This is a genomic window from Mesorhizobium sp. M0678, from assembly GCF_040320505.1.
Taxonomy (GTDB): domain Bacteria; phylum Pseudomonadota; class Alphaproteobacteria; order Rhizobiales; family Rhizobiaceae; genus Mesorhizobium.
The window spans coordinates 379,173-401,801 of the sequence record NZ_JAMYPT010000003.1; the positions used below are offsets into that span (position 1 = coordinate 379,173).

Annotated in this window: 22 protein-coding genes and 1 pseudogene; 12 read left to right on the forward strand and 11 right to left on the reverse strand. The window is 61.4% G+C overall.

What is annotated here, in order from left to right; all coding sequences use genetic code 11:
- Positions 1-7 precede the first annotated feature (7 nt).
- The 6 genes from fghA to NKI29_RS08380 all read right to left on the reverse strand — a co-directional run bounded on the left by fghA (position 8) and on the right by NKI29_RS08380 (position 3,182).
- Positions 8-859 carry an S-formylglutathione hydrolase gene (gene fghA, locus NKI29_RS08355; RefSeq protein ID WP_352795845.1) on the reverse strand — a complete coding sequence of 284 codons (852 nt, stop codon included), beginning with the start codon at positions 857-859 and terminating at the stop codon, positions 8-10.
- Positions 860-1,226: 367 nt separating this feature from the next.
- Positions 1,227-1,604 (reverse strand): HVO_A0114 family putative DNA-binding protein, encoded by a 378-nt coding sequence (locus tag NKI29_RS08360; protein ID WP_352450644.1) that lies wholly within the window; start codon positions 1,602-1,604, stop codon positions 1,227-1,229.
- The gene (locus NKI29_RS08365; protein ID WP_352795846.1) at positions 1,558-2,010 is read right to left on the reverse strand and encodes a ribonuclease toxin HepT-like protein; all 453 of its coding nucleotides are present in this window, start codon (positions 2,008-2,010) and stop codon (positions 1,558-1,560) included. Before NKI29_RS08365 ends, NKI29_RS08360 begins: the two co-directional genes overlap by 47 nt.
- Before the next feature lie 72 nt (positions 2,011-2,082).
- Complete coding sequence (locus NKI29_RS08370; RefSeq protein WP_352795847.1) at positions 2,083-2,403, reverse strand: nucleotidyltransferase domain-containing protein; 321 nt, start codon at positions 2,401-2,403, stop codon at positions 2,083-2,085.
- A 117-nt stretch (positions 2,404-2,520) separates the two neighbouring features.
- The gene (locus NKI29_RS08375) at positions 2,521-2,919 is read right to left on the reverse strand and encodes a type II toxin-antitoxin system VapC family toxin (protein WP_352795849.1); all 399 of its coding nucleotides are present in this window, start codon (positions 2,917-2,919) and stop codon (positions 2,521-2,523) included.
- A complete protein-coding gene (locus NKI29_RS08380) occupies positions 2,916-3,182 on the reverse strand; it encodes an AbrB/MazE/SpoVT family DNA-binding domain-containing protein (RefSeq protein WP_352474931.1) in 267 nt (88 codons plus the stop codon). The genes NKI29_RS08375 and NKI29_RS08380 overlap by 4 nt, the downstream gene beginning before the upstream one ends.
- 547 nt (positions 3,183-3,729) lie before the next feature.
- On the opposite strand from NKI29_RS08380, the gene NKI29_RS08385 reads away from it, so the two are divergent.
- From NKI29_RS08385 to NKI29_RS08435, 11 genes and pseudogenes are all read left to right on the forward strand, one after another.
- Positions 3,730-4,569, forward strand: coding sequence for a succinate dehydrogenase/fumarate reductase transmembrane subunit (locus NKI29_RS08385; protein ID WP_352795850.1), 840 nt, complete (start codon positions 3,730-3,732; stop codon positions 4,567-4,569).
- A 24-nt stretch (positions 4,570-4,593) separates the two neighbouring features.
- Positions 4,594-5,112: pseudogene (locus NKI29_RS08390) on the forward strand (SDR family NAD(P)-dependent oxidoreductase); the annotation flags it as partial.
- A gap of 146 nt (positions 5,113-5,258) precedes the next feature.
- Positions 5,259-6,305, forward strand: a complete 1,047-nt coding sequence (locus tag NKI29_RS08395) for an NAD(P)-dependent alcohol dehydrogenase (RefSeq protein WP_352795851.1) — start codon at positions 5,259-5,261, stop codon at positions 6,303-6,305.
- A gap of 346 nt (positions 6,306-6,651) precedes the next feature.
- Entirely contained in the window at positions 6,652-7,563 is a 912-nt protein-coding gene (locus NKI29_RS08400) for a carbohydrate ABC transporter permease (protein WP_023678780.1), read from the forward strand.
- The gene (locus NKI29_RS08405; protein WP_352746564.1) at positions 7,563-8,462 is read left to right on the forward strand and encodes a carbohydrate ABC transporter permease; all 900 of its coding nucleotides are present in this window, start codon (positions 7,563-7,565) and stop codon (positions 8,460-8,462) included. Before NKI29_RS08400 ends, NKI29_RS08405 begins: the two co-directional genes overlap by 1 nt.
- Positions 8,463-8,511: 49 nt before the next feature.
- Positions 8,512-10,041, forward strand: a complete 1,530-nt coding sequence (locus tag NKI29_RS08410) for an ABC transporter substrate-binding protein (RefSeq protein ID WP_352795852.1) — start codon at positions 8,512-8,514, stop codon at positions 10,039-10,041.
- Between the two features lie 65 nt (positions 10,042-10,106).
- Entirely contained in the window at positions 10,107-11,636 is a 1,530-nt protein-coding gene (locus NKI29_RS08415; protein ID WP_352795853.1) for a xylulokinase, read from the forward strand.
- A complete protein-coding gene (locus tag NKI29_RS08420) occupies positions 11,629-12,954 on the forward strand; it encodes an iron-containing alcohol dehydrogenase (RefSeq protein WP_352795854.1) in 1,326 nt (441 codons plus the stop codon). The genes NKI29_RS08415 and NKI29_RS08420 overlap by 8 nt, the downstream gene beginning before the upstream one ends.
- A 77-nt stretch (positions 12,955-13,031) precedes the next feature.
- Positions 13,032-14,114: an ABC transporter ATP-binding protein gene (locus NKI29_RS08425; protein WP_352795855.1), complete on the forward strand. Its 1,083-nt coding sequence runs from the start codon at positions 13,032-13,034 to the stop codon at positions 14,112-14,114.
- Positions 14,115-15,170 carry a hypothetical protein gene (locus NKI29_RS08430; RefSeq protein ID WP_352795857.1) on the forward strand — a complete coding sequence of 352 codons (1,056 nt, stop codon included), beginning with the start codon at positions 14,115-14,117 and terminating at the stop codon, positions 15,168-15,170. It begins immediately after the preceding gene.
- Between the two features lie 97 nt (positions 15,171-15,267).
- On the forward strand, positions 15,268-16,269 hold the full coding sequence (locus NKI29_RS08435) for a sugar-binding transcriptional regulator (RefSeq protein ID WP_352795858.1): 1,002 nt from the start codon (positions 15,268-15,270) through the stop codon (positions 16,267-16,269).
- A gap of 42 nt (positions 16,270-16,311) precedes the next feature.
- On the opposite strand, the gene NKI29_RS08440 is transcribed toward NKI29_RS08435, so the two are convergent.
- The 5 genes from NKI29_RS08440 to NKI29_RS08460 all read right to left on the reverse strand — a co-directional run bounded on the left by NKI29_RS08440 (position 16,312) and on the right by NKI29_RS08460 (position 21,185).
- On the reverse strand, positions 16,312-17,043 hold the full coding sequence (locus NKI29_RS08440) for an ATP-binding cassette domain-containing protein (RefSeq protein WP_352795860.1): 732 nt from the start codon (positions 17,041-17,043) through the stop codon (positions 16,312-16,314).
- A gap of 2 nt (positions 17,044-17,045) precedes the next feature.
- On the reverse strand, positions 17,046-18,026 hold the full coding sequence (locus NKI29_RS08445) for an ABC transporter permease (RefSeq protein ID WP_352684039.1): 981 nt from the start codon (positions 18,024-18,026) through the stop codon (positions 17,046-17,048).
- 196 nt (positions 18,027-18,222) lie between these two features.
- Positions 18,223-19,206, reverse strand: coding sequence for a sugar ABC transporter substrate-binding protein (locus tag NKI29_RS08450; protein ID WP_352795861.1), 984 nt, complete (start codon positions 19,204-19,206; stop codon positions 18,223-18,225).
- 39 nt (positions 19,207-19,245) lie between these two features.
- Positions 19,246-20,451 carry a mandelate racemase/muconate lactonizing enzyme family protein gene (locus NKI29_RS08455; RefSeq protein WP_352795863.1) on the reverse strand — a complete coding sequence of 402 codons (1,206 nt, stop codon included), beginning with the start codon at positions 20,449-20,451 and terminating at the stop codon, positions 19,246-19,248.
- A 14-nt stretch (positions 20,452-20,465) separates the two neighbouring features.
- Complete coding sequence (locus tag NKI29_RS08460) at positions 20,466-21,185, reverse strand: FadR/GntR family transcriptional regulator (protein WP_352795865.1); 720 nt, start codon at positions 21,183-21,185, stop codon at positions 20,466-20,468.
- Between the two features lie 364 nt (positions 21,186-21,549).
- On the opposite strand from NKI29_RS08460, the gene NKI29_RS08465 reads away from it, so the two are divergent.
- Positions 21,550-22,542, forward strand: coding sequence for a Tim44 domain-containing protein (locus NKI29_RS08465; RefSeq protein WP_502896651.1), 993 nt, complete (start codon positions 21,550-21,552; stop codon positions 22,540-22,542).
- The last annotated feature ends 87 nt before the right edge of the window (positions 22,543-22,629 follow it).

Below are 22,629 nucleotides of genomic sequence, written 5' to 3' on the forward strand. Positions count from 1 at the left end.
CTACGGCCTACCCTCGTGAAAGCCGTTCGGCATGCCACGTCATATGGTCATGCATGAATGTCGAAATGAAAAAATAGGAGTGATCGTATTCGTCCTGCATCTGCAATTTCAACGGAATGCCCGCCTTGGAGCAGGCGTCTTCGAGCAGCCAAGGCCTGAGGCCCTCCTGGAGGAAACCGTCTGACGTTCCCTGATCGACCAGGAATTCCGGGAAACGGTATCCATCCTCGATGAGCGAAGTGGCATCGTAGCGCCGCCACGAGGCCTCATCCAGGCCGAGATATTTTTCGAAAGCCGGCTTCGACCAGCCGGCTGTGCTTGGCTGCACGATCGGCGCAAAGGCCGAGCAACTTCTGAAACGCGCGGGATTGTTCAGTGCGATCGTCAGCGCGCCATGCCCGCCCATCGAATGGCCGAAGATCGACTGGCGCGCCATATCTGCGGGAAATTCGCGCCCGATCACGGCTGGCAGCTCCTCGACGATATAGGAATACATGCGATAGTTCTTGGCATACGGCTCTTGCGTCGCGTCGAGGTAGAAACCGGCGCCGCTGCCGAACTGCCAATTGTCCTTTTCATCCGGAATGTCGGCACCACGCGGGCTGGTGTCGGGACAGACAACGATCAAGCCAAGTTCGGCGGCAATACGTCTGTATTCACCTTTTTCCATTACATTCGCATGGGTGCAGGTGAGTCCGGAGAGGTACCACACCACGGGGCAACGGCTTTCCCGTGCCTGCGGAGGCACGAAAATGGCAAACGTCATTTCGCACGAGCAGCTCGTGGAGAGATGCGAGTAAACGTGCTGGGCGCCGCCATGCGACTTGGCAGTCGAGACGAGTTTCAGGTGCTCTGGCATATATTCTTCTCCACCAATTTTAACCGCCGACCGTAGGCTCTACGACATCAAGGGTGATCGCGGCAACCTTGGTGGGCCGGCTGGCGCGCGGGGCTCTTGATCGGAGCCGGGATGGCCTGCCTTCGCCGACCGTCTTGGCGCAGCAAGGCGCGAGAGGCCACTCGCTGGCGCAGCGTTGCCCAGCAAGCCATACGGGCCAGGCTGGGCGATTGTTGGCGGTGCTGGTTATAACAAGGAAGCAGTCACTGCGCAGGCATCGGCGATGCTTCCGGGACGCCGAACTCTGCGCAAATGCGGCTTCACGTCCAATACTTGCCAAACCTGGTCAGCGGCGGTTTAGCAACCCACTGATCGACTTTTGCCCCTGTCACCCATCGCGCAGCAAAGATGATGGTCCGGCGATTTGTCTCCACGAATCGTCGACCTCGCATCGGCCATTCTGAAGCTCAGCGAGGTCGATCGTGACTCGTTGCACGGCGAGTTCGGGTCTCTTCGGCCTGGAGCCCGCCATTGAGACAATACCCGCGCGCTCAAGGGCCGCCAAGGAGCGGGATACGTTCGGCTGCGGACGCGCCGCCAATCTGCACAGTTCCGTGATGCTTTGCGGTCGATACCGATGGATCAGCGCCACCAGCCGACAATTCTCAGGGGTCAACGCCCGCAGAACCTCTTCCGGCGCGCACGACTGAGCCATTGGTTCAGGGACCACCAGATGCCCCGCCGCCTGAGCCGTCGCCGCCGCCATCACTGTCGTGCGTGTTTTCCTCAGTAAGGGTGCTTTCCAAGTAAACAATGGCCTCTACGAAAGACGGAAATGCCTCTTTTACTCTGTCGAGGCTTTCCTGCACCTTGTCTGTTTTCAGGTCAAAACCGTACCGATGCCTCACCAGGTCACGGAATCCCTTTAACTCACTCAAGGACCGATAAAGCTCGGGGTCGAGCACAGCCGGCCGGATGCCTGCAATTTCCGCCGACATCTGATCGAGCACGTCCTGGTGCATCGTAGGTCCTTGGGGAACGAGGCCGTCTATGTCGTTGGAGAGGCTGAGCAGGATGTCCTCGATGCCGTTGTAGACATTGTGGACTCCCAGCGAAACTGCTGCGACCGCGCCCCATTCGCCGAGTGACAGCTCACTCCGATGAGCCGCCACATACCCTCGATTTGCTGGAGTTCCTTCGCAGCGCGGTCGATTTTTGGCGACAGTTTTGCGAATGCCGGATGCTTAAATGCTGTCATTAAGCAATTCCTGCACTCGTTCGGACGAAACGTCTGAGGCAAAGATCAGGTCATAAGGAATGTTCGTTCCACGAAGCTGGTCTGCGACCAAGCGCTCCACCACGGCCCGGCGCGCGGGATCAGTGCGTCCGTGCACCAGCAGATCTACGTCCGAGTGGACGCGGAAACGGTTTTTCGCGAGGGATCCGACAACAGAGATATCGACGCCGCGGGCTTTGGCGTTCCGGAGAATACGCGATACACAGGCTTGCGCGGTCTTCCGGCGATCGTCAGCTCTTCGGTGGATCAAAGTGTCAATTTTGTTCATCTTTTCGCCTGTTGCCTTTGGTCCAACTGTGACCCGAGGCGAGATTTTCGCAACTCCGCAAGTCCGCAAGCTGTGCGTGCAGTCGAAGTTTTAGGCTAAGCGCCGTTAAGGCGAGTGCTAGAAAAGAAGCTGTACGGATTGTCCCTGCGCCGAGAGCAGTTTGACGGCCTTCCGGTCAAACGAGACGAAAGTCTCCCCGCCAAGCCAGCCGCCGTCAAAAGCGATCACGCCGTCCGCGAAATCGCCGCCGGCATCGAGGACTGACAGCCCTGCCTCAATTGCCGGCCGGCTGACGACAACATTCGCGGTGTTCAGCAACGCCCGGATCGCCGCGGCAATATCTTCGCGCTCTGTCTGGTACTGCCGGGCCAGAACCCAGGCGAACTCGCACAAGGCCTGCAAGCTCACCGCCACGATGTCCGCTTTGGCCAGCAGGTCGACGGCAATGGCCGCCTGCCCCTCATCATCGGCGACATAGGCGCGCAGCAGCACATTCGTGTCGGCCGTAACCCTCATTCCTTGCCGGACCCGGCCGCAGCGCCCGCTTCCGCTATCGCCTCGTTGATCTCCTCGATGCTGAGCACCCGGCCGTTCGTCTTGCCTCTGAGGAAGCCGTGGAGGTCCCGGAACGACCCCTTCGCCCGTGCAGCCCTCAATTCCGCCCGACCGTCGGGCAGCAGATCAAGCTCGATCTTCTCGCCCGGTTTGATGCCCAGATGTTGCAGCACGTCCTTGCGGAACGTCACCTGTCCCCTTGTCGTCACTGTCAACGTTGTCATATTAAACATTTCCTGTTCATCGCGATAAGATAATGCAAATCTGCATTATTATCAATGCAGATGGTCGGGGCCAAGCTTGGCGTCCACGCGGCGACTGAATCGCGACCAGCGCTCTGCCAGAGTGAAGTCGCCAAACATCACCTGGAGGTCAGCATGCAAGCCAACACCACGGCCGCTATCCGCGTCCATCTTGCCGCAATATTTGTCTCGTTAGAACTGTCTCGTTCAAAATGGCTCGTCACTTCGCTTCGGCTGGTGTCGGGAATGGCGCGACCGGCGCCGGGAAGCGAGGGAAGGCAGCGTCAAGTTCGAGCCAGAGATTAATAAGAACGAAGCCATCGCCGCGTAGGCGTCTGCCTGCGTGGGTATGGACGGACTCACTCATGCGCAATATGAATCATGAATGGAGATGAGGCCTGCCGTGGCGCTCACATTTTCGCCGCGTCGCTAAGGCAGGTGACGCTCGTTCAATGCCGCTGCGCCGGGCGGGTTGGCCTTCTGGTCTAACGCCGCCCGCAGAAGTGTCGATTATCAGGGGATCTGGTCAATGACCGACAACAAGCCAGACGTGACCAAGGATTGGCAAGCGACGCAGGGCCAGAAGTCCTCCGCCACACGTCTTCGCCTTTTCGCCGCACTCTCGTGGGTCGTCGCCATTGGCGGCGAGATCTACGGAATTATGCTGCTTCGCCAGAACAAGTTCGACCAGGGACACCTGCCGCTGGTCATCGGCCTTCTGGTCGGCATCGCGATTTTCGCAATCGCCGGCAACTTGCTATGGAAGGCGGCCAACAGGCACGATCCGGCTCGTGCATCCGACGCGGCCAGGTTCTTCTTCCAAAACCAGCTCGGCGCAATCATCACACTGATTGCGTTCCTCCCGCTGGTTTTCCTGATCCTCACCGACAAAAACATGGATCCGCGGACCAAGAAGGTTGCCGGCGGCGTCGGCGCTGCGCTGGCGGTGCTCGCGACGGTCATGGGGATCAGTTTCAAACCCCCGTCGGTCGAACAGTACACCCAGGATATGAACGCATGCGCAGCCCAGATCAAGTCGGGGCAGCCTACCACCGCCTGTTCGCCCGATGTCGCCGCTCAGGCGCAGGCGATCGCGACGGACACCGCCGCCGTGGCGGCGGCGACGCGGGACGCGAGCCACCCCGCCGGTCAGGATGTCGTCTACTGGATCGCGCCCGAAAACGGAGCCGCGAAGTCCGCCGAGCCGCATGTTTTCCACCTCTGCGCAGGCGTGAGTCCGCTGAAGGACAAGACCGTGAATAGTGGCTCCGTGACGGAGGCCTACGCACAGAACGCCGTCCGCATCACGAAGCAGATCGATATGGAACAGAAGCAGTGCGGGATCACCCCCACAACCAGCACCAACTGAACCCGTCTGCACTCGATCGGGTCTATCGGCGCCACAGCGCCACTGCTCGCGTCAAATGTGGACCGGATGGACGACATCATCGCCCTGAGCGTTGTTGCACTGATGCGGTTGACCTATGCCATTGCCCCAGCACTCGTGAGCAGGGGTGGCGGGGCGATTATCAACCTCGCTTTCGTTCTGGCCATAACCCCGAGATCCTGAACGGAGTCTACGGGGCCTCAAAGGCTTTCGTCCTTGCCCTTGGGCTTTCGCTTCACAAGGAACTCGGCGAGAGAAACGTCCGGGTTCAACCGTGCTTCCGGGGGCCACGGCTGCCGATTCTGGGAAACAGCCGGAATGTCGCTTGACCATCTTCCCGGCGAAGTCGTCATGAAGGCAGAGGCAATGGTCGACGCTGCATTCACAAGTTTCGACCAAGGTGAATCGATCACCATCCCCTCGCTCCCCGATGCGGCCGATTGGGACGCATACGAGGGCGCCCGGAGAACAATGATGCCTAACCTTTCCCTCAAACTTCCCGCCGCCCCGCTACGGATAGCAGCCGATCTCTATCTTCTCCGGGCAGCGCAGTGCTTCACATGTTCGTTTGCGGACGGGTGGTCGCTTTCGCTTGCCGCGAAATGGACGGTGTGTATACCCGTGGAAGGTCACGAAGGCCCCTACAATCAGCTTTAGAGGAGACTACGTCGATGACGAACGTGCGCGCCCTTGTCCTCGAACGCCAACACGAACTCAAGCTGCGTGACATCGATCTGCCACAGACCGTCGGCCCGGGCGAAGTTCGCATCAAGATCCATACGGTGGGCATCTGCGGCTCCGACGTGCACTACTACACTCATGGCCGCATCGGCCCGTTCGTGGTCGAAGCGCCGATGGTCTTGGGCCATGAAGCCGCCGGCACCGTCGTCGAAACGGGGGAAGGCGTCGAGCATCTGAAGGTCGGCGACCGCGTCTGCATGGAGCCGGGTATCCCCGATCCCAATTCGCGGGCGAGCCGGCTCGGCCTCTACAACATCGATCCAGCGGTCAGGTTCTGGGCAACGCCGCCGATCCACGGCGTGCTGACGCCCTATGTCGTCCACCCCGCCAACTACACTTTCAAACTGCCCGACAATGTCAGCTTCGCCGAAGGCGCCATGGTGGAGCCCTTCGCTGTCGGAATGCAGGCGGCTGCGAAAGCAAAGATCGCGCCGGGCGACACGGCGGTGGTGATTGGCGCAGGGCCGATCGGCACGATGGTGGCGATCGCGGCGCTCGCCGGCGGCTGCGCCCGCGCCGTTGTTGCAGATCTCGCCCAACCCAAGCTCGACATCGCCGGCGGCTATCAAGGCGTGATCCCGATCAACGTCCGCGACAAGAACCTGGCGGCGGAGGTAAAGCGCCTGACCGATGGCTGGGGCGCCGACGTGGTGTTTGAATGCTCGGGCTCGTCCAAGGCATGGGAGACCCTGCTCGATCTGCCGCGGCCCGGCGGCGCGGTAGTGGTGGTCGGCCTGCCGGTGGCGCCGATCGCATTCGATGTCGCCACCGCCTCGACCAAGGAAGTCCGCATCGAGACTGTGTTCCGATATGCCCACCAATATGAGCGGGCAATCGCGCTAATGGGGTCGGGCCGGGTCGACCTAAAGCCACTCATTTCGGCGACCTTCCCCTTCGAAGATTCCATCACCGGCTTCGACCGCGCAGTCGAAGCCCGGCCGGCGGACGTAAAGCTTCAGATCCGATTGCCGGATTAAGGCGAGTTCCAAAGCCCCGGGCTGTCCTCCCGATCTCCTCAATGCGTTGCGTAGCTTCTTGGGCAGCCAAGGCTGGCTGACGGCGGCCCTGAGCGCTTTTGATGCTGGTACACGGCATCTGCCGGCGGCGCTCCCTCCAAAAACAACCCCGTACCCGGCGATCACGGCATCCTCTGGGACTACGACCAAAACCCCTGAGCCTGACGGAACCGACACTTGACAAATCGGCGGCCGTCCGACACGTTCTTAACAAAAGGCACAACAAACTTACAAAAGTTCAAGTTGGCACAATCTGGCCGATAGGGAGAAGGCCGATGCGTCTCTGTGACCGAGCGGAGATTTGCGCGTGAGCACAGTGACCGTGACCCGCGAAACGCCCAGATGGGCCCTGCCCCGGTTCATGACGGCCGAGCATCCTTTCCCCTGGCTCGCGCCGATCACGGTGATGCTTCTCGTTTTCGGCATCTATCCCCTCGCCTATTCGGTTTGGCTGTCGTTTCACAAACGCAATGTCGTCTCCCGGCAGCTCGACTTCGCCGGGCTCCACCAATGGACGCGCGCCTTCTCGGATGCGCGTATGTGGCATTCGCTGGAAACCACGCTGATCTATACCTTCGTCGCGCTTGCGGTTCAGCTTGCGCTCGGCATCCTCATCGCGCTTCTGCTTGACACCGATCGCAAAGGTTACGGGGTGCTGCGGGCGCTGATGACACTGCCGCTGGTGGTGCCGCCGGCGGTGACCGGAATGATGTTCCTGCTGATGCAGGACGGTTCTTTCGGTGTCCTGTCGTTCTACCTCTATGCCCTCGACCTGATCTCGCCGGCACAGCCGATCCTGACGCAGCCCGGAACCGCATTGGCGGCGATCCTGCTGGCAGACATATGGCAGTGGACGCCGTTCATGGTGCTCATCATCCTGGCAGGGCTCAGGGCGCTGCCGAAGGAACCTTTCGAGGCCGCGGCGATCGACGGTGCCAACGGCATCCAGACGTTCTTGCGCCTCACATTGCCGATGCTGCGCAAGGTGATAGCGGTCGCGGTGCTGATCCGCGGCGTCGATCTCTTTCGCATCTACGACTACGTCTACATCATCACCGCCGGCGGGCCTGGCACGGCCACCGAGACGCTTTCATTCTACGCTGGCCGTATCTACTTCACCGGAGACTTTCCCTATGCCGCGACCCTGTCGCTGATCGTGCTCGTCGTCTTGATCGTCGTGTCGAACCTCTTCGTCAGGCTGTTCAAGGTGAGGTTCTGATGGAGTCGTCCCGCGCCCAAACGATCGCCCGTGACGTGCTCGCAGTCCTGGTGGTGGCGATCTTCATGTTCCCGATCGCGTGGTGGGCCCTGTCGTCCATCAAACCTTATTCGGCGATCTTCGACCGCAGCGGACCGGTCTACGTCGGATTCACTCCGACGCCGGACAATTACCGCGTGACGTTGCTTGGCGTCTCACGCGTCGACATCGGCATGGAACAGGGCGGCGAGGCGGCCGGGGTCATCAAGGGTGGCGCCAGTTCCTACGATTCCCGCCAGTCGTTGCTCGACAGCGCCATCATAGCCGTCGGATCGACGGCGCTGACGCTGCTGCTGGCCACGCTGGCCGCCTATTGCCTGTCGCGAATGCAGTTCAGCGGCCAGCAATCCTTCCTGTTCTGGATTCTCTCGCAACGCTTCATGCCGCCAATCGCGATCGTCATTCCGATCGTTTTCATGTTCCGCGATCTCGGCTTGCGCGATACTTATACGGGGCTCATCCTCGTTCACAGTCTGATCAACCTGCCGCTGGCGGTTTTGCTTTTGAAGTCGTTCTTCGACGATGTTCCGCGCGAGGTTGATGAGGCGGCGCTGATTGACGGCGCGACGCGCTGGCAGACGTTCCGACGCGTGGTCCTTCCCATGGTCAAGGGCGGCATCGCTGCGACGGCTGTGCTGTGTTTCATCTTTTCGTGGACCGAGTTCCTGCTCTCACTGTTCCTGACAACGTCGATCCGCACTGTGCCGGTGAAGATCTCGACTTTTGTCACCTCGACCGCGACCGAGTGGGGCTACATCACAGCGCTCGGCACGTCCGCGATCATACCCAGCTTCATCTTTATCCTGCTGGTTCAACGGCATCTGGTCCGCGGCCTCACCCTCGGATCGCTGAAGGAGTGAGGCGCAGACGAGAAGAACGACGACAAAAAAACGCAATGGAGGAACGATCATGAGCTTCAGTGAACACGACAAGAAGACATTCGTCGCCGATACCTGCAATGACTTTACGGCGCGCCGAATAACCAAACGCGACTTCATGAGGAAGATGGCGCTCGCTGGTGTCGGCTTTTCCGCCTTCGGATCGGCCATGCTAGGTGGTGGCCGCACCAATCGGGGGATGCTGGGCCTCGGGGTTGAAGAAGCCCGCGCCCAGGACGCCGATATGCTGAAGTGGCTGGCCGACGTCGGCAAACCATATGCCGGCACCAAAATCCGCTACACCTCGGAAGCGACGCCGCCAACGATTGTTGCCAACCAGCTTGTCGCGGGTGAATTCACCAAGGCAACCGGCATTGAGGTGGAAGTCGAGATCGTGCCGCTGGAGCAGGTTCTCGCCAAGGCGACGCAAGACGTACAGGGCCAGCTTGGCACCTACGACGTCTACTATCTCGACCAGTCCTGGATGGCGACGTTTGCCCAGGATGTCGTCGATCCGCGCGAGTATTATGACCAGAACAAAGAACTGGCGATGCCCAACTTCGACTGGGACGATTTCTCCAAGCCGCTGGTCGACGGCATCGCCATGTACAACGGCAAACAGTGCGGAATTCCATTCGATATTCCGATCTTCATCCTGATGTACCGCAAGGATCTTTTCGACAAACACAACATTGCCCTGCCGACAGACCTCGACGCCTACCTCAAGGCCGTCCAGGCGCTCACAGAGGCGGAAAAAAGCAACGGCATCTTCGGCACCGCGTGCCAGGCGAAGTCCGGCCACTATTCGCTGGAATGCGACTGGACTTTCGCATTGTGGGGCCATGGCGGTTCGATCTTCAACAAAGACAAGAAGTTTGTCGGCAATGACGAACGCGGCGTGGCCGGACTGCAATTCTATCAGGAGCTGGTCAAGAACTCGCCGCCGTCGGCGACGACGTGGACGTGGGACGGTCAGGGACAGGCGCTGACACAGGGACAAGCCGCCATGGCAATCACCTGGGGCGAAGATTTCCCCGGCTTCGACGCCAATGATTCCAAGGTCAAAGGCCTGTTCGAGGCCCTGCCCGCGCCCAAGGAGGTTCCTGGCCGTCGAGCCGCCGCCGATTGCGGCTTCAACGAAATCCCGGCCGTTGGTCACCAAGGTGGCTCGACGATTTCGCTGTCGCAATATTCCAAGAACAAGGAAGCCGCATGGCTGTTCATGCAGTGGGTCTGCTCGAAGGATGTGATGGCGCGGGTATCGACGCTCGGCGGCGGCGCCTCGCCGATGCGCAATTCCTCTTTTACAGATCCTCGGGTCAAGGCGAAGGCCGTTGTCGGCCCCGGAACGACGCGCCATTTCGACGCGATCAAATACACTATCGACAATCAGATGGGATCTGAGCCGGACATGCCGATCTGGGCGGATCTGTCGAACAACGACATTCCGGTTGAGCTCGGCAAATTGCTTACGGGCCAAGACTATGGCGGCGACGCCAAGGCATGCCTGGATGCCATTGCCGGCATTGTCGACGGCAAAGTCAAGGATGCCGGTCTTTAGCGGGTAATCGGTGATTTGGGCGAAGGCGGTTTCGACCGCCCTCGCCCGTTGGCAACGTGGCGGCAATGGTTCCTGATCTCGTCATCGGCATTGATTCCTCGACCTCGGCAACCAAGGCGATCGCCTGGGACCGCAATGGTCTGGCCGTGGCCGAAGGTCGTGCACCCCTTGCAATGTCCAACCCGCGTTCGGGCTATTTCGAGCAGGATCCGGCCGAATGGTGGGCCTCGACTGTCACGGCGCTTCGTGGTGTCGCGGCAACAGTTTCGCCGGCACGCATTGCCGCCCTTGCCATTGCCAACCAGCGCGAAAGCTTCGGACTTTTCGACGAGCAGGGCCAGGCGGTCGGGCCGGCGACGCTCTGGCTCGATGAGCGCGCCCGGCGGAAGGCACGCCGCTTCGGCGAGAGTTTCGGCGCGGCACGGGTCCACGCAATATCCGGCAAGCCGCTGGACGTCATTCCTTGCCTTTACCGCATGATCTGGTTCCGCGAGCAAGAGCCCGAGATTTTTGCCCGGGTGGAGCGGATGGCCGAAGTCCACGGCTATCTGGTCTTTCGCTTGAGCGGCCGGTGGGTGACGTCCACCGCATCCGCCGACCCGATGGGCATACTCGATATGCGAGCTATGGACTGGTCGAACGATATACTGGGGGCAGCGGGCGTCGCCCGGCGCATGATGCTGGATCTGGCGCGGCCCGGCACCGTTCTGGGCCAACTAACTTCGGAAGCGGCCATTTCGACGGGCCTGCGGGAGGGCACGCCGATCGTCGCCGGCGGCGGCGACGGTCAATGCGCCGGCACGGGCGCTGGTGTGTTGCAGGCGCGATGCGCTTACATCAACCTCGGCACGGCGGTCGTCTCCGGCAGCTTCGGCACGGACTACGTCCACGACCAGGCCTTCCGCACCGAAACGGCGGTCGCCGATGATGGCTATATCTACGAGACGTGCCTTCGCGCCGGCACTTTTCTTGTCGACTGGATGGCGCGCGAGATGCTTGGCGTCGATCTGCATGGCGCAAATGATGCCCTGGAGACGCTCGAGGCCGAAGCCGCTGCCAGCCCGATCGGCGCAGGCGGCATAATGCTCCTGCCCTACTGGCAGGGCGTCATGGACCCACACTGGGATAGTGCGGCCCGTGGTGTGATTGCCGGGCTTTCGGGCTCGAGCCGCCGCGGCGACATCTATCGCGCCGTGCTGGAAGGCATAGCGCTGCATCAGGCCGCGACAAGTCAGCGGGCCGCTGCGGCTGCCGCCCAGACCATCGACCAGTTCATAGCGATCGGCGGAGGAGCGAAGTCCGACCTGTGGATGCAAATTCTGGCGGATGCACTCGATCGTCCCATAAAGCGTTCGACGACCGTCGAAGCCTCCTCGCTTGGCGCGGCAATGGCGGCGGCAAAGGGCGTGGGCTGGTTTTCCACCATCGCCGAAGCGTCGCTCGCAATGGCCAGCGAGCCGGCCAAAACCTTCGAACCGGACACGAAACGGGCCGCGCTCTACGCCGAACTTCTTGCGATCCATGCCGATCTTTGGCCAACGCTTTCAGCCTGGAACCAGCGCCTCGCGGCCTTCATGGAGGCCGATCATGGCTGAAACGACCAACTGGAACGCGTTGATCGAGGACGTTGTCGCGGGACGCTGGACAGATCCCAAGACCGGCGCGGCCGCGGTCCTGCCGTTCCAGACGATCGAATTGCTGGAGACGACGGAGGGCCGCGAGGCGGATCTCGTTGCACCCCTGGCGCTAGGCAGCCGCATCGCTGTTGTGTCGGATATCAACACCGTCGATGTGATGGGCAGGCGCGTCGCGAAGGCGCTGCGTGCCATCGCCGACATCGATGAAATCGTGCTGCCTGACGGCCTCGACTGCGATGAGGCAATGATCCAGATGGTCAGGGAGAAGACGCGTCACGCCGACGGGGTCGTGGCCGTCGGGTCGGGCGTCCTCAACGACGGCTGCAAGCATGCAACCTTTCTCGACGAGCGGCCCTATGCCGTCTTCGGCACGGCCGCCTCGATGAATGGCTACGGCGCCTCGACAGCGTCGGTGACCTTGGCCTCCGGGCTCAAGATCTCGCTGCCCTCACACGCGCCCCGGGGCATCTTCCTGGACCTTGGCGTGTCGGCCGCAGCGCCCGCCTGGCTCAGCGCCGCCGGGCTTGGCGACAGCCTCTGCCGCTCCACGGCCCAGATCGACTGGTGGGCTTCGCATCGGCTGTTCGACACTTACTATTCTGAGGTGCCCTACCTGCTGCAGGCGGGCGATGAGGAGCCGATGCTGGCCCATGCGCCTGGCCTTGCCAGGCATGACGTCACCGCTGTCGGGCATCTCCAGCGCGTCCTGACGCTGTGCTCGATGGGCGTGTGCTTTGCCGGCGTTTCCCATCCCGGGTCCATGGGAGAGCACCAGATTTCCCATTGGGTCGACATGTTCGCGGGAGAGCGTCATCCCGGCACCACGCATGGTCAGCAGGTTGGGGTTGCCTCGCTGGTCATGGCGCGTCTGCAAGCGCGGCTGCTGGACATGGAAAAGCCGCCGCAGGCAAGGCCGACCTTCATCGACGAGGCGGCGATGCTGGCCCGTTATGGCGCGCAGCTTGGACCACTTTGCATTGCCGAGATGAAGAAGACGGCACTCGACGCCAGCCAGTCGGAAATCTTCAACCGCAGGCTTGCGGAAATCTGGCCGGCGCTGCGCCAGGAGGTTCGGCCGATGGCAATGCCGGTCGCCCGCATGGAGGCAGCACTCAAGGCTGCGGGAGGGCCGGTCACCGGCGCGGAACTAGGCCTGCCGCGTGCGCTTTGGCACGACGCCATTCGCTATTCGCGGGAAATCCGCGGTCGATGGTCCTTCATCAATCTGGCCGCCGATGCGGGACTCTTGGAAGAGTTTCTGGAGAGCGAATGGTGAGAGCGCATCCGATCGCCAATAGCTCGCATGGCGAAAATGCGATCCAACCGGCAAGGGCAATCGAAGGGTAGCAATTTATGGCGTCTGTCACCATCAGCAACATAAAGAAGGACTATGGCGCCCTCTCGATTATCGATGGACTCGATCTCTCGATCGAGGATGGCCAGTTCGTCGTTCTGTTGGGGCCGTCCGGCTGCGGCAAGTCCACGCTGTTGCGCATGATAGCCGGTCTCGAGCCCATCACGTCCGGTGAGATCGCTATAGGCGACAGGGTCGTCAACACGCTCCACCCCAAAGACCGCAACATCGCGATGGTCTTCCAGAACTACGCGCTTTACGCGCACATGACCGTCTTCGACAACATGGCCTTTTCCATGCAGTTGAAGAAACGCCCAACCGAAGAAATCAAACAGAAGGTCGGATGGGCGGCATCGATCCTCAATCTGACCCCCTATCTGGAACGGTACCCTCGCCAGCTTTCGGGCGGTCAGCGGCAGCGCGTCGCCATGGGCCGCGCCATCGTGCGGGACCCAACTGTGTTCCTGTTCGACGAACCGCTGTCCAATCTCGATGCCAAGCTGCGGGTGCAGATGCGCACCGAAATCAAGGAACTCCACCAGCGGCTGAAGACCACCACCGTCTATGTCACGCATGACCAGATCGAGGCCATGACCATGGCCGATGTCATCGTCATCATGCGCGACGGCCACATCGAGCAGATCGGGCGCCCGCTCGATGTCTACGATCGCCCGGCAAATCTCTTCGTCGCCTCCTTCATCGGCTCGCCCGCAATGAACATGTTCCATGGCGAGGTGGCTGCCGAGCGCGACGTCTGGGTGGTGCGGACCGACGAGCTATCCCTCCCGCTGCCGCCAGGGGCTGCGGTCCGGCCCGGCCAAAAGGTGATCTACGGCATTCGCCCCGAACATCTTCGACCAGTGGCCGACGGGCGCGGCATTCCGGCGAGGATTACGGTTGTCGAGCCGACTGGCCCCGAAATCCACATCTTTGCCAGCATGGGCAACACCGCGATCTGCTCGGTGCTGCATGACCGCATGGAGCTCTCTCCTGGAGCTGTGATCCATCTGGAGCCGGCGCCTGAGCGAATCCACCTGTTCGACCAAGGTAGCGGCGAGCGGCTGGACAAGGGAAGAAGTTGAATGGCGCGGATCCTCATCCTCGGCGCCGGCGTCATGGGCTCTGCCATGACGCTTCCGGCCGCTCACGCTGGTAACCGCATCACTCTTGTCGGGACCCATCTCGATGAGGAGATCGTCGGCTCGGTGGCCAGCACAAGTCATCACCCACGCCTCAACATCACTCTGCCTGATGTGGTAACCGCCTGTTCCTGGACCGAATTCGGGGCGGCGATGAACGATGGACTCGATCTGCTTGTACTCGGCGTCTCGTCGGCCGGCATTCCTTGGGCGATCGACCGCATTGCAGAAAGCATCAAGTCGCCCGTGCCGATACTGATGATTACGAAAGGACTTGCAGCAAGCGACGAAGGCGTGGAAATCCTGCCACATCTGCTTGCCCACGAGATCGAGCAACGCACTGGCTTGTCTGTCCCGGTCATGGCCGTCGGCGGACCGTGCATTGCCGGCGAACTGGCGGCACAGCGCGACACCTCTGTGATCCTGGCCGGGCACGATCCCGACCAGGTGGCCGCGGCGTCCCGCATTCTGCGCGCGCCTTTCTATCATGCGCGATCGTCATCCGATCTCGTCGGCGTCGAGATCTGCGCTGCGTTCAAGAATTTCTACACACTCGCCGTTGGGGCTCCCGTTGGGCTGCTCGAGCGCGACGGCAAGGCGCCCAATGGCGCGCTCATGCACAACCTAGCCTCGTCGCTTTTCTCGCAGTCCCTCGCCGAGATGGCGATTCTGGTCGAAGCTCTGGGTGGAAAGGTCGAAACAGTGCTGGGGCTAGCCGGCTCCGGCGATCTTTATGTGACCTGCCAGGCGGGCCGTAACGGTCGCATGGGGCGCCTGCTCGGCCGCGGCCTGCCCTATTCGGTGGCGAAGCGCGAACATATGAGTTCGGACACGGTCGAGGGCGCGCAAGTGGCGCTGGACCTTGGTCCGACTTTGAAGAATATGATGGCCCGGAGTGTACTTCCCCACGATCGCCTGCCGCTGACGACTGCCATCATCGACGCAATTTGCCATGATGCTCCGCTGGTTTTGTCCTTCGACCGCTATCATCGAGGCTAGCGGAGCCGGGAAACTCGATTGATGCCTCATATCGATGAGCACATGGCTCCGCCGAGCCGCTCTGGACCCGCTGCCGCGGAGTGGACAGGATGATCTGATGGAGAAACCAGCACGAAAGAAACGCGACGGCCGCCAAGCCGTCACGAGTTCCGTCACGGCCGATCGCGAGGAAGGGCTGCTCGTGCGCGCCGCCTGGCTTGCTTATGTCGGTGACCTCACCCAGGCGCAAATCGCCAAGTCTCTTGGCCTGACACGCCTTCGCGTCAACCGGATGCTGGCGCATGCCCGTCAGCGGGGGATCGTTCAGATTCGCATCAATTCCAAGGTGGCGAACTGCATCGAGCTGGAGAACCGGCTGCGGGACGCCTATGGCGTTTCCGACCCAATCGTGGTTCCGACACCGCCCGATCCTACCCTGGTGCCACAGGTCATCGCAGCCGCTGCCGGTGAAGCCCTGTCGCATAGAATCCGTGACGGGATATCGGTGGGCGTGGGATGGGGACGGACGCTCCAGCTTAGTCTGCGGTCAGTGACCGTACGCCCCGTCAGAGGGATGTCGGTCGTTTCCCTGCTCGGCGGGCTCACGCGTGGATCGGCGATCAACATCTATGAAATCGCCTCGCGGCTCGCGGCGCTTTTCGATGCGGAATGCTTCTACATCGCGGCACCGGTGTTCACGGATACGGAGGCCACGCGCGATCTGCTTATGCGCCAGTCCATTCTGGAAGACGCCTTCACCCATGCCCGCGACGTTGACGCCGCTTTCGTTTCGGTGGGCGCGGTGCACAAGGACGCCACCATCTTTCGGATCGGACTGGTAGGAGACGATGATCTCAGATCGCTCCGCGAAGCCGGAGCCGTCGGCGATATTTGCGGCCACTGGATCGGTGCCGACGGACAACTCGTCGATCACCCGCTAAACAGCCGTGTCATCGGCCTCGCCCCCGAACATCTGCGCGACGTCGACACCGTGATCCTGCCCTCCGGCGGCCTCGACAAGGTTCCGGTGCTGCGCGCCGTGTTGCGTCTGGGAGTCGTCGATGTGCTGATCACCGACGAGAAAACCGCTGAGGCGATCCTTGCGGAAGGCGCAGACTGATCTTTACCAGCAGAGCGGCTCGCGAGTGATCGCTTCTTCGCGTCACAGAACCTCGTGGATTTCCTCGATCGAAGTCTCGCCGATCCGCTTGTCGAGAACGATCTCGCCGCGCGCCATCGCCACGACCCGGTCACAGCATTCGAAAATATGATGCATGTTGTGGCTGATGAAGACGCTGGTGATGTTCTGGGCCTTGAGGGCGCGAACGAAGCCGATCACCTTTCGCGTCTCCTTCACCGAGAGATGATTGGTCGGCTCGTCGAGGATCATGACTTTCGACTTGAAGTGCATGGCCCGGGCGATCGCCACGCCTTGGCGCTGGCCGCCCGACAGTTCGCCGACCAGCGCATCGGGCGACCTCAGATGCAGATCGACGTCGGCGATCGCCTTGACGCTTTCGTCACGCATGCGCTTCTGGTCCAGGATGCCGATGCCGAAAACCGAGCCCTTCACCGGCTCGCGCCCGATGAAGACATTGCGGGCGATGGTCATGGTCGGGACCATCGAATTGTACTGGTAGATCGTCTCGATGCCGCGATCCATGGCGTCGCGCGGGTTCGAGAAGCGGACCGGTTCGCCTTCGATCCTGATCTCGCCGCCATCGGGCTTTTGGGTGCCTGACAGGATGTTGATCAGCGTCGATTTGCCGGCGCCGTTGTCGCCGACAAGGCCCAGCGCCTCGTCTGGATAAATGTCCAGAGTGACGTTCTTCAAGGCGTGGACGCCGGAATACCATTTCTGGAGTCCCTTGATCGCGATGATGGGTGCCGCCATGATCAGGTCTCCACTTTCATTGCCCTGCCCCGCTTTCGAAGCCAGGCGTTCACGACGACCGCGAAGATAGTCAGGAAGCCGATTGCCATCTTGAACCAGTTGGCGTCAACCTGGCTCAGCACCAGTCCGTTGTCGATGACGCGGATCAGGGCAGCCCCGATGATGCCGCCGAAGATGGTGCCGATGCCGCCAGCCAGCGAGGCGCCGCCGATGACGGCAGCCGACACAGCTTGCAACTCCAGCCCCTCGCCGATTGAAGGCAGCGGCGCGCCGAGCCGCATCACCTGAATGGTGCCGGCAAAGCCGGCGAGCACCGAACAGATCATGAAGCAGGCGACCTTCACCCGGGCCGTCGGGATGCCCATCGATTGCGCGGCGGGCAGAAAGCCGCCGGTGGCGCGCACCCAGTTGCCGAAATTCGTGCGCGACAGAAGCACCGTCACCAGGATTGCCACGGCGAGAAACCAGAAGAACGACATGCGAAAGAGGTCGCCCGGCCCCACATAGATCGTAAACAGCCATTTGGGCAGAGCGTTGGCTGGGATAACAGGAGGGAAGCCACCGGAGATTACCACCGTCAGCGAACGCGCGATGAACAGCATGCCAAGCGTGGTGATGAAGCTTGGTATCGCGAAACGAATCGTTATGAACCCGTTGAAGAAGCCAATCAGGGCGGCGATCGCGAGCCCAGCGGCAAAGGCCGGCGCGAACGGCACACCTGCCGCCAGCATCACCGCCATGGTCATCGGGGTCAGCGCAAATACCGAGCCTACGGAAAGATCAAACTCGCCGCATATCATCAGCAGGGTCACGCCGATCGCGACCAGCCCCATTTCAGGCAGCAGCCCAAGCATTCCGCGCACGTTCTGTGTGTTCAAAAATACGCCGTTCGAGCGAATCTGAAAGACGAGGAGGAGGAGGAGCAGGAACACGACCGCCGCAAGCTCCGGTTTCTCCAGATAAATCTTCATCAAGCGCTTCATCATTCGCTCCGGCTTGGGATTGTTGGCGCTGGCTTGCCGCATCGGCAAGGGGATGGCGGCAGTCTGTCTTCTACCGCCCTTGACAAGGGAGATGCCGCTGGAGGATGGGACGGAGCCGACGCCCAAGGCCTTGCTCCCTGGCCCTCGCCCTTGCCCTCTCCGCGTAAAGAACGAGGAGAGGACGCCGGCTTCGCGCCTACCGCACGCCTTGTGCGGCCAGTTCCTTGAGCTTCGGCACGTCTTCCTTGACGATGATGCCCTTGCCGGTGTCGATGTCTGCCGGCAGCAGACCGATGTTCTTGGAAAGATAGGCTTCCATCACCGGCATGAAGCCCTGCATGTAGGGCTGCTGGTCGACCTGGACCTGGATATAACCCGCTTCCATCTGTTGCAGGACCTCCGAGACGATATCGAAGCCGCCCATCAGCACCTTGCCCGGCTCGATGCCGCGATCGATCAGGACCTGGGCCACGTAGGCATGCCAAAGGCCGGTGTCGAAATACACCGTGGTGTCCGGGTGGGCAGACAGATAGGCGCCAACACGATCGGCGACGACGGCGCCATCTGTGCCGGTGTCGAGCCGTTCAATGACCACTTCGCGTCCGGCATTCGCGGCCTTGTATTCCTCAAGGAACTTCATGACGCCGGCAGCGCGCTGTTCCGACCAGTTCTGACCGGGCGCGGAGACGCCGACGAGCGCCCTGATCTTGCCTTCCTTGGGGAAGAACTCGGACATCTTCTTGCCGAGTTCGTAGCCGGCGGGAATGAAGCCCTGGCCGATGAAAGCCTGGCGGGCATTGCCGGCTGCACCCTCGGTGTCGTCGACGTTGGACGCGATGACCGTGACGCCGGCAGCGCGGGCGTCGGCGATGATCTGGTCGAAGGCATTGTTGTCGACGATCGAGGTGATCAGCGCGTCCGGTTTTGCCGCGAGTGCCGCCTGCATGTTGGCCGATTGTTGCTCGATCGAGCCTTCGGTCTGCGTGAAGACCATCTGGCAATTGGCCTGGATCTTGGCGCAGGCGTCGTCAAACCCCTTCTTCACCGCCTGCCAGAACGGGTTCGACGCCGACGAATGGTGCGTGAAGACGATGTTCATCGGCTCCTGCGCGCGTGAGCCGATTGCCGAGCCTCCAGCCAGTACTGCTCCCAAGGCTGCCGAGATAAGTAGCTTCTTCATGGTTCTCCTCCTCCGTAGAAAGCTGCTTCAGGTTTATTTTCAGAGAGTAGATGCGTCACTCACCCGTCGAAGCGCCGTGAAGGCGCGATCGATCTCCGGGTTCAGTTCCATGCCGAGGCCCGGTCCGGGAGGCACGGTGATCATGCCGTTCTTCACCTGCGGCAAAGCGGTCACAAGGTCGCGGTACCAGGTCCTGTAAAAGGCCCTGACACTCTCCTGGACAAGCGCGTTCGGCGCATTCAGCGACAGGTGGGTCGATGCGCCGAGCACCACTGGACCGGTGCAGTCGTGTGGCGCGACCGGCAGATGCCATGCTTCAGCCATGGCAGCGATCTTGCGCGCCTCCGAGAGCCCGCCGCACCAGCTGATATCAAGCATGATGACACCGGCCGCTCCGGTTTCGAGAAGGTCGCGGAAGGCCCACCGGGAACCGAGCGTTTCAGAAGCCGATATCGGCGCCAGCGAAGCCTCGGCATAGCGTTTCAGGCAGGACAGGCTATCCATCCTGATCGGATCTTCGTGCCAGAAGGTCTTGTAGGGGGCAAGCTCGCGAGCGATCTGCATGGCCGGCAGCAGCTGCCACATTGAATGGAATTCAACCATGATGTCCATCTTGTCGCCGACCGCATTGCGGATTTTCTCGAATGGCGCCAGCGCGGAATTCAAGTCGGGCTGCGATATATACTGGCCGCGCGTTTTCTCGGCGGCCATGTCGAAGGGCCAGATCTTCATGGCCGTGATGCCTTCCTCCAACAACGAATGCGCTAGTTCGTCGGCGCGGTGAAGGAAGCCGTTCAGATCATCATAGGCGTCGCCGGGCTTGTCGAGCCCGTAGTTGGCCGTCGTCTGCCCGGTGGCCTTCTTGATGTATTCGGTTCCGGCACAGGTGTTGTAGGTCCTGATCTCGTGCCTGGTGAACCCGCCGAGGAGTTGTGCGATCGGCTGACCCGTCGCCTTTCCGAACAGATCCCAAAGCGCGATATCGAAAGCGGAGTTGCCCCTGACTTCCGCGCCCGTCGATCGGAAACCGAGATAGCCGACGAGGTCGGCGGCAAGCAGGTCGATCTGCAAGGGGTCGCGCCCGATCACGCACGGCGCGACGTATTCGTGCAGATAGGTCTCGACGGTTTCAGCCATGAAGAACGTCTCGCCGAGTCCGACGAGGCCTTCGTCCGTGTGAACCAGGACCCAGAGAAGGTTCGGCCGCTCCTTGAGCCGCAGCGTTTCCAGTTTCGTGATCTTCATTGCGCCCCTGCTCCTCAGGCGATGCCGGCCGCCAGCAGGGCCTTGACGCTCTCGTCAAAATGCCTCGCCATCAGGTCACGCGCCGACTGGGGATCACCGGTCTCGATTGCTTCGGCGAGGTCGATATGGATCTGGATCATCTCCAACTGCTCGGCATCCGAAGGGCGGGTCCGCCAGCCAATCGGCCAGGTCTGGCGCGATACGCGCTCGAACGCGCCGACGATGAGGCTGAAAACCGGATTCTTCGCAGCCTTGGCGATTTCGAGGTGAAAGGCGAGATCGTGCTCCATGACCTGTTCCGGCCGCTGGAAATTCTCGCGCATGGCGAGCGCGTGCGTCCTGATCCTTTCCACTTCGTCGGCTGTTCTGCGCAAGGCCGCCAGCATGGCGGTGCGGGTCTCAATCGTGCGGCGCACGTCGTAGATTTGCTGCACCGTGATCTGCTCGGTGTGGACGCCATGCTCGATCACCAGTGACATGGCGCCATAATCCAGCTCGGCGACGGTAGCCCGTCTGCCCGCCCTCAGGTCGATAAGCCGCATGGCGGCGAGCGAGCTGAAGGCCTCGCGAACCACGGTACGCGAGACGCTCAATTGTCTCGAAAGCGCGGCCTCGCTGGGCAGCCGGTCGCCGGGCCCGAGCTCATGTGCGCGGATATGGCGCGTGATCTCGCCGATCGTATTGCTGACCAGGCTCGCTGCGTCGGAATGTTTTGCGGATACGGCCGTGCTCACGCAATTTCCAGTTCAGGAGTGGGCAAACCTGTATGGCAGGTTTTCCAGATATGTTGATAGTGCATAGGAAAGCTGTATGTCAATCGAGTCTTCGCCGGGAGATCCTCGGCATCATCGCCGGGGAGATCGATGACCAGAGGCTTGCATGACCGATGCTGTTGACGCGACCGATGCCGGTCGGCCGGGTGCGGGAGCCTGCGTGATCGAACAGCGATCATCGCGCTTGGGTAGGGCAGACATTCTCGTCGTGAACACCGGCGGGCGGCCGACCATGCCGCCCGAAAATATCTCGGCGGACGATTCACTGATATCTCGATCGACGCACCCCATATGAGCGTAAAGAGTGTCACTTGAGGACTTGCCTATGCTGATTTCGCGTTGGGGATGGTTTGCAGTTTTGTTTGCGGGGTTGTTCCTGGCATTTTCCATGGTCGCTGTGGATCACGCCGATGCGCGCCGTGGCGGCAGCTTCGGCAGTCGCGGCATGCGCACTTTCCAGCCGGTCCCGCCGACCAGAGTTGCGCCGCAACCGGCCGCACCGGTCGAGCGCTCGATGACGCCCAATGCGGCAACGAACAATGCGGCCCGTCAGCCGCAGGCATTCCAGCGCCCGGGCTTCTTCAACGGCCTCGGCGGATCGATGATGCGTGGGCTGCTTCTCGGCGGTTTGATCGGCGTTCTACTGGGCCATGGGTTCGGCGGCTTGGCCGGCATGTTGGGTCTTTTGCTTCAAGTACTGGTGATCGGCGGCGCAATCATGCTGGCGATCCGCTTTTTCCGCTCGCAGGCGGCGCAAAACCCGGCACCCGCTATGGCCGGTGCCTCGCGAGGCACCGGGACCTTTGGGCGAAGCGCTGCAGCCCGGCCTGACCCGAGCAACACCACAGCGTTCCCCATTCCAGGCATTGGGTCAGGATATGGCGGAACGAACCAAGACAATGCTTCCGATGAGATCACTCTCACCCAAACCGATCTGGAAACGTTCCAGCACCGGCTGACGGAAGTTCAGGAAGCATTCGGGCGCGAGGACCATGCTGCATTGCGCCGGTTGGTGACACCCGAGATGGTGTCCTATCTGTCCGAGGAACTTGCCGACAATGCCAAAAAGGGCGTCAGGAACGACGTATCGGACGTCAGCCTGCTGGAGGCCGATATTGCGGAAAGTTGGCGGGAGGGTGATCGCGACTACGCGACGGCTGCTTTGCGCTATGAGTCTCGCGACGTGACCCGCGACCGCATCAGCGGCAAGATCGTTCAGGGCCAAGCCGATCGGCCGACGGAGACAACCGAACTGTGGACCTTTACGCGGCAGAACGGCGGTGACTGGAAGCTTGCCGCAACACAGCAGCCTGGCTGATGTGCTTGCCTTCATTGAAATGTCTGCCCAGAGGTTGTTCAGGTTTCGCGCTACCACTCGAAGGCCAGCGCCCTTTTCGCGCCCTTG